The 6,509-nt window shown below is 65.5% G+C and carries 6 protein-coding genes; 2 read left to right on the top strand and 4 right to left on the bottom strand.

The features are described from left to right. The first annotated feature begins 73 nt into the window (after positions 1-73). Positions 74-1,294 (top strand): ABC transporter permease, encoded by a 1,221-nt coding sequence (locus FVW20_RS04690; protein WP_196608501.1) that lies wholly within the window; start codon positions 74-76, stop codon positions 1,292-1,294. 867 nt (positions 1,295-2,161) lie between these two features. On the opposite strand, the gene FVW20_RS04685 is transcribed toward FVW20_RS04690, so the two are convergent. The 4 genes from FVW20_RS04685 to FVW20_RS04670 form a co-directional block, all read right to left on the bottom strand. Beyond that, positions 2,162-2,785, bottom strand: coding sequence for an HD domain-containing protein (locus FVW20_RS04685; protein ID WP_196608500.1), 624 nt, complete (start codon positions 2,783-2,785; stop codon positions 2,162-2,164). Between the two features lie 252 nt (positions 2,786-3,037). Continuing rightward, positions 3,038-3,679, bottom strand: coding sequence for a DUF2238 domain-containing protein (locus FVW20_RS04680; RefSeq protein WP_231038866.1), 642 nt, complete (start codon positions 3,677-3,679; stop codon positions 3,038-3,040). A 176-nt stretch (positions 3,680-3,855) separates the two neighbouring features. Beyond that, on the bottom strand, positions 3,856-4,893 hold the full coding sequence (locus FVW20_RS04675; RefSeq protein WP_307831355.1) for a DUF1848 domain-containing protein: 1,038 nt from the start codon (positions 4,891-4,893) through the stop codon (positions 3,856-3,858). A gap of 138 nt (positions 4,894-5,031) precedes the next feature. After that, a complete protein-coding gene (locus FVW20_RS04670; RefSeq protein WP_015946570.1) occupies positions 5,032-5,922 on the bottom strand; it encodes a flagellin N-terminal helical domain-containing protein in 891 nt (296 codons plus the stop codon). A gap of 381 nt (positions 5,923-6,303) precedes the next feature. On the opposite strand from FVW20_RS04670, the gene FVW20_RS04665 reads away from it, so the two are divergent. Continuing rightward, positions 6,304-6,509 (top strand): hypothetical protein (locus FVW20_RS04665; RefSeq protein WP_196608498.1); only part of this gene is annotated, 206 nt, incomplete at its 3' end.

Raw genomic sequence — 6,509 nt, 5'->3', positions numbered from 1 at the left:
TGGTGTTCGGGCTGCGCCCGGCGCGGCAGGCCGCCGCGCTGGACCCCATCCAGGCCCTGCGCGGGGGTGAGTGATGCAGCGGCTGCGCATTGCCCTGCGTTCGCTGGCCGCCCACCGCATGCGCACGGTGCTGGCCATGCTGGGGGTCTTTCTGGGTGCGCTGGCGCTTACCGCCGTGCTGCACATCTCCAAGGCCATGGTCAAGAAGGCCGACATCGAGACGCAGCGCCTTGGCCCCAACCTGTTGCAGGCCCTGTCCGGGCAGGCCAACTTCCGGCGTGAAGGGTCCACCCGCGTCACCGGCATGACCACCACCTTCAGCCTGGAGGACGCCCGCGAGATTCTGGGCACCGTGCCGCAGGTGCGGCTGGGCGTGCCCTACGCCAGCGGCTCCATGCCGGTGCGCCATGGCCGGGTGAAGACGGGCAGCCAGCTCATGGCGTCGCCCCCCGCCTATGCGCAGGTGCGCATGCTGGAAACCGAGCATGGCCGCTTCTACAACGACGAGGAAGAGGCCACGCAGGCCAAGGTGTGCGTGCTGGGCTATGCCATTGCGCAGCGCCTGTTCGGCGACCCGGCGGAGGCCGTGGGCAAGCAGGTGTTCTTCTTTCGCGCCAACGTGCTGGTGGTGGGCGTGCTGCCCGAAAAGGGGCAGGACGTGACCGGGGCCAACCTGGACGAGATGGTGTTCACCCCGCTGTCCACGTACATGCGCCGCTTCACCAATCAGGACTGGATCAGCGGCGTGTTCATGAACCTGCACGACCAGAACGACGAGGCCGCCGCCAAGACCGCCGTCACCGACATCCTGCGCCGCCGCCACCACATGGGGCCAAGCCGCAAGGACGACTTTTCGGTCATCTCGGCGCAGGATTCCGCCCGGCTGCGCAACCAGGCGCTGGAGCTGGTGTGGACGCTGGGGGTGCTGTCGTCGTCCATCTCGTTTGCGGTGGGGGCGCTGGGCATCCTGTCCATCATGATCCTGCTGGTGCGCGCCCGCAGGCTGGAAATCGGCATCCGCCGGGCCGTGGGCGCAAGCCGCACGGTGATCATCCGCCAGTTCCTGGCCGAGGCCGGGGTGATGGCCGGGGTCGGCGGCGCGGCAGGCGTGCTGGCGGCTGTCGGCATCGTCACCGTGGTGTATGCCGTGGGGGATTTCCCGTACCTGTACGACCCGCTGCTGATCGGGGGGGCGTGCGTGGCATCCGTGCTGCTGGGGTTGGTGGCCGGGGCGTACCCGGCGTGGCAGGCATCACGGGTGGAGGTGCTGGAGGTGCTCAGGAATCCTGAGTAGGTGGGGGATGTGGGAATAGTAAAAGGGAGGGGGCGTGCGCAATTGCGTCCGGCTTCCACGAAGGCCGTTCTGCCCCTTTGACCACGTCAGATTTCGTTATGTCTCCGACGGGCAAGGGGCCGCAAAGCGGCGGCCCCTTGCATCCCCGCGCTCCAGGGGGGCTTCGCCACCCCTGGACCCCCAACATATCCTGCACCGCATTCTTACGCCGGGCAGCTTCCCTGCGGCGCTAGCGCGCCTCGGGCGATCTGCCCGCCTGAATGCGTATGTGCACATATCTCTCGTCACCTTGCCGACAGTTCGGGTTATGCCTTTACCGTCAGTCGAGTTGCGGTGCACCCGCAACGCCGGAGCTTCCGCCGTCGCAAAGCCTCCGGCGGCGATCTCCGGCTGCGGGCGCAATCCGCGCGTATACCGCACCATGCCTGAAGGGCCTGACGCCTTGCCCCACTGCAACGACAGACCAGCCGCACAGAGCCGAATGCTGCTCAAGAGCTACGTGATGTGCGTGGAAGCGTGTGACGTCGGGCCTTGACGGCGGCACATGCGTCGCAACTGGGGGCGAGGGCAAGGGCACCTAAGTGAGATAGGGGCGACGAGAGATTCGGGCACATACGCATTCAGCCGGGCAGATCGCCCGAGGCGCGCCAGCGCCGCAGGGAAGCTGTCCGGCGTAAGAATGCGGTGGAGGACGACACGGGGTTCCAAGGGGCGGAGCCCCTGGAACGCGGGGATGCAAGGGGCCATCGTTCCATGGCCCCTTGCCCGTCGGAGACATAACGAAATCGAGGGTAATCAAAGGGGCGCGACTGTCTTCGTAGAAGCCATGCAAGCCACGCACCACCCCATCCCCACCCGCGAAGCGTTCTACTCGTTCCCGTTCTTCCTCTCCCACCACGCACGGTCCGGCCCCAGAAACCACCAGTCGGTGTGGTCGGTTTCGGCAATGGTCCTGGCAAGTTCGCGGCCTTCCTCGGTGCGCAGCCTCTCCAGCGCGCTTTCCATCCACTTGCCCGCGTACTTGTTGCCCAGGTCCAGTTCGCGCTTCAGGTTCAGGATCAGGTCCAGCTGGTCCGCGTCGTGGGCCAGTTGCGCCTCGGACGTTTGCGAGGCCTCCAGGTCGTCCCAGAACTCCAGCATGTCCACCTCGAGGCCGGTGCCTTCGGCGGCGTGCACCACGGCATCGCGGGGCTTCGACGTATTGTAGATGCGATTGACGTAGTTGAAGTCGCCAATGCGCGCCTCGTGAAAGTCGTGGAACAGGCACAGCATGGCGGTACGGGAAGGATCGGCCCCGGCCATGCGGGCCAGCACGTAGCCGATGATGGCGGTGCGGAAGGAGTGTTCGGCCACGTTCTCGTTGCCGGTGCCGAGAAACTGGTAGCCGGTGCGCGGCGTGAGGCGCAGCATGCCCGCCTCGTTCAGGAAATCGACGATGCGCTTCAGGCGGCCGCGCCCCTGAAGGTTCAACTGCGGATTGCAGGCGGTCATGGCAAGGCTCCGGAAGAAATGACGTCGGCCGCCAGCGCCCGGCGACAAGCCGCCGGATGCGCCGTGCGGCGCGCCCGTCCGGCATACGGCATTTCCCCTGCGCTGTCCAAACGGCCCGGCGCTCCGGAATGGCAGCCCACGCCCCTGCCCCGGTCCGCCGTCCGGTCAGGCCACAACGGGCCGCTTCAGGTCACCTTCATCGAATCACGCCGCATCTTCCTGCATCCGGCGCCGCACATCCCGCACGCCGCCCTACACCGGCTCCATGCTCCCCCAGCGCCTGCCGCACAGCCGGAACAGCACCAGCGCGAACACGGCCCCCAGGGTGTCGGCCAGCATGTCCTTCTGCGCGTCCCACACGTCGCCCTGGCTCCCCAGAAAGGCCAGCCCCGCCTCGCCGCCCTCGGCGTCGGCCACCAGCCATTCCAGGATTTCCCACCCGCAGGCCACGGCCATGATGACGAACAGCGCGAAAAACATGGTCACCACCGGCCCGGCCAGGCGGCGGCGCGTGAGCAGTTCCGCGAAGGCGTAGGCATAGAAGCCCACGCTGAAATGGCCCACGCGGTCGAAATGGTTGCGCGCAAAGCCGAAGGCATCGGTAATGACGCCGAACGGCACCCGCGTAAAGGTGTAATGTCCCCCCACGGTATGCCAGAACAGCCACACCGCCATCAGCAGGTAGGCGGCGTTGCTGAACCGGAACCTGCGCGCCGTACCCGCCAGCAGCAGAAAGACGGCGATCACGGGCGTGCATTCCAGAAACCACACCGTGCGGTCGTACGGGGCGATGCCCAGCACCACGAACATCACCACGAACACGGCGGCCAACACTTGCGGCAGGCGTGATGGAACGGCTGGCATCTCGGGGGAATGCGCGGCGGGGGTGACCATGATGGCCTCTCTTCTGCGGTACAGAGGGTGATGGGATGCGCGCACGATGCCGCAGGGGCGGACAACTGTAAACAACCGCCTGATGACGACACGAAAAAAGACGGGCCGTGCATGCGGCCCGCCCCGTACGTGCCGGTTCTCCCGCCGTCCTGCTGGCGAATGGCGGCTGGCGATGGCTACACTTCCCCGTCCGGGGTTTCGCCCTTTTCCGGCAACGGAATGATGCCGTCCGCATCCAGCCGGTGCCGGGTCCTGTTTTTTTCCACCACGGCCACGGAAGTATTGGCGTAGCAATACACGCACATGTGCCCGCAAGTGTTGTACATGCCGATATCCTTGCTTTCCACGCACCCGCATTCGGCCCGCTGCCCCCTGTCTTTACGCAGATCCTTGCGCAACAGGGGCTCCAGCCGTTGCGGCACGCCCAACACATGCTGGTCAAGCCGGATGCCGAGATGCCGTTGCAGCTTCACGTTGCCGGGGCGGCATATCCGCGCAAAGAGATCTCCGTCCACGCACTTGTTGAGATCGATGCCGTAACGGGCAAACGACCTGCGTTCGCCGCACGTCGCGGGTGTGAGTTGCCGGGATGCCGCATAGTCCGCAATCATTTCCGCCAGCCGGTCCTGCTCGTCGAACGAAGGTTCCCGCAGCAGCGGCTCCTGCTGCGCCTTGACGTTGCGCTGCACCTTGGCATAGGTCCCCACGTCCACGAAACTGAAGACCAGTTGCCTCGTGTACGGGGCCAGCGCATCACCCACGCGACGGATGCGCTCCATCACCCCGTCCGCGTCCAGCCCCTCGGCAAGGCAGATGGGATCATACCGCCACACCACCCGCTCGGGTCCCCAGCGGCGCGACAGGGCCGCGAACGTCTCGATGCGCTCCGCCAGCGGCGGCACGCGGGGTTCGTATCCTTCCGCCTCGTAGTCGTTGACCGTGAACTGGAAATAGAAGTCGTACCCCCTGTCGTGGATTTCCTCCAGGCAGGGCAGCAGCGGCTTCGCATTCTTGGTCCAGAACACGATGCCGCCCGCCGCGCGCAGGTCTATGCGGAAGTCCTGCTGATTGAAGGGATTGCGCCACCGCACATACCCTTCGCGCAGGCGACGCACGAACCATTCCGCGTAAAAGGCCGGAATATCCGTGGACCGGCTGGCGGAAATGATTCCGGGCGTCAGCACCCGCCCCTGAAAGTCCGGGGAATCTTGCACGTTCTTCTCCCTGTCAACGTTCACGCGCATCCTATCGTGCAGTTTGCGGCAAACCTTCAAGACGCAAAAAAAACCGGGCCGCTTGCGCGGCCCGGTCGAGCGTGTCTGCCAAAACCCCTCCACCTTACGGTGTGTGCCCTAGCCGCCCAGCAGCTGCATGGCCATACGCGGCAGGGAGTTGGCCTGCGAGAGCATGGCGACGGCAGCCTGCGTCAGGATCTGCTGACGGGTGAATTCGGTCATTTCGCTCGAAACGTCCACGTCCGAAATCCGCGATTCGGCGGCCTGCAGGTTTTCCGACTGGATCTGCAGGTTGCTGATGGTGTTTTCCAGACGGTTCTGGAGCGCACCAAGGTTCGCGCGAATCTTGTCCTTCGAGATGATGGCGTTCTCGATGCCTTCCAGGGCGGCCTGCGCGGCAGACTGCGTGGAGATCGACTTGCCCTTGCCTTCCGCTGCCTGGCTGCCCACGCCCAGCGCCGACGCCGTGGAGGTGCCGATGCGGATGTAGTAGTAGTCTTCCGAGCAGTCGTTGGCCGAACCGAAGTGGACCTTCAGCTTGCCGGTGGACACGAGGCCGGAGCCGTCGTGGGTGGCGCCGGACAGGTTGCCGTTGAGCAGGTGGATGCCGTTGAAGTCCGTCGAGTTGGCGATTCGGGTGATTTCCGAGGCCATGGCCTGGTATTCCGAATCGATGATGAGACGCTGATCCGAGGTGTAGGTACCGGTAGCGGCCTGTTCGGCCAGTTCCTTCATGCGGATCAGCTTTTCATCGATGACGCCAAGGGCGCCGTCGGCGGTCTGGATCAGCGAGATGGCGTCGTTGGCGTTACGCACGCCCTGGTTCAGGGCGGCGATGTCCGAACGCATCAGTTCGCGAATGGCCAGGCCGGCCGCGTCGTCAGAGGCGGCGCCAACACGAAGACCCGACGACAGTCGGCGCACGGACGTGGACAGGTTGCCGTACGACGAGCTGAGGTTGCGGGCGGCATTCATTGCCATCAAGTTGTGATTGATTACGAGAGACATAATATTCCTCCATGAATATTGCGCCGTTCCGGGCGGGGCACCACGCCGACCGCATCCATGCGATCATCCGCCGTTCATGCCCCTCTTTTCGGCCTGCCCATGTGAAACTATAGGGGGCGGCCTTCACTTTTCTTTACGCTTGTCCGGATAAACCGGATTCGGGCAGGATTCGGGACGAATGCAGGCGGACATGAGGGGGTCGCAGCAGGCGCGGGTTGGCGACCGATCCGTCCCCGCCGCTACCCGATACCCCCGACTTGCCCGGAAAAGCAGACATGGTCTGCCCGACCAGTCCGCCGCTTCGCCAGCCGGTTCCGATGCCCTTCGCATGGCCAGGCGTACCCCGCGGTTTGCCATGCCCCGGCGGGGGATGTAGACTGGTTGCCCAGCGCGCAGCGCCAACGCATCACCGGGCGCAACCCGCGCCGACTGATCATCGGCGCGCAGCGCCAACGCATCACCGGGCGCACCCCGCCCGCAGCGCACAGCAAGGAGCCTTTCATGAGCGTTCATCCGGCACCGGAGCGTTCCGCCCCCCGGCAGCAAGCGCGCCGTCCCGTGGGCACGCTGGACGTGCGCGCCGCCAA

The sequence above is a fragment of the Nitratidesulfovibrio oxamicus genome, assembly GCF_015731765.1.
In the GTDB taxonomy this organism is placed as follows: Bacteria; Desulfobacterota; Desulfovibrionia; order Desulfovibrionales; family Desulfovibrionaceae; genus Cupidesulfovibrio; species Cupidesulfovibrio oxamicus.
Note: the sequence above shows the minus strand (reverse complement) of the source record. Positions and strands in the feature narration are given on the sequence as shown.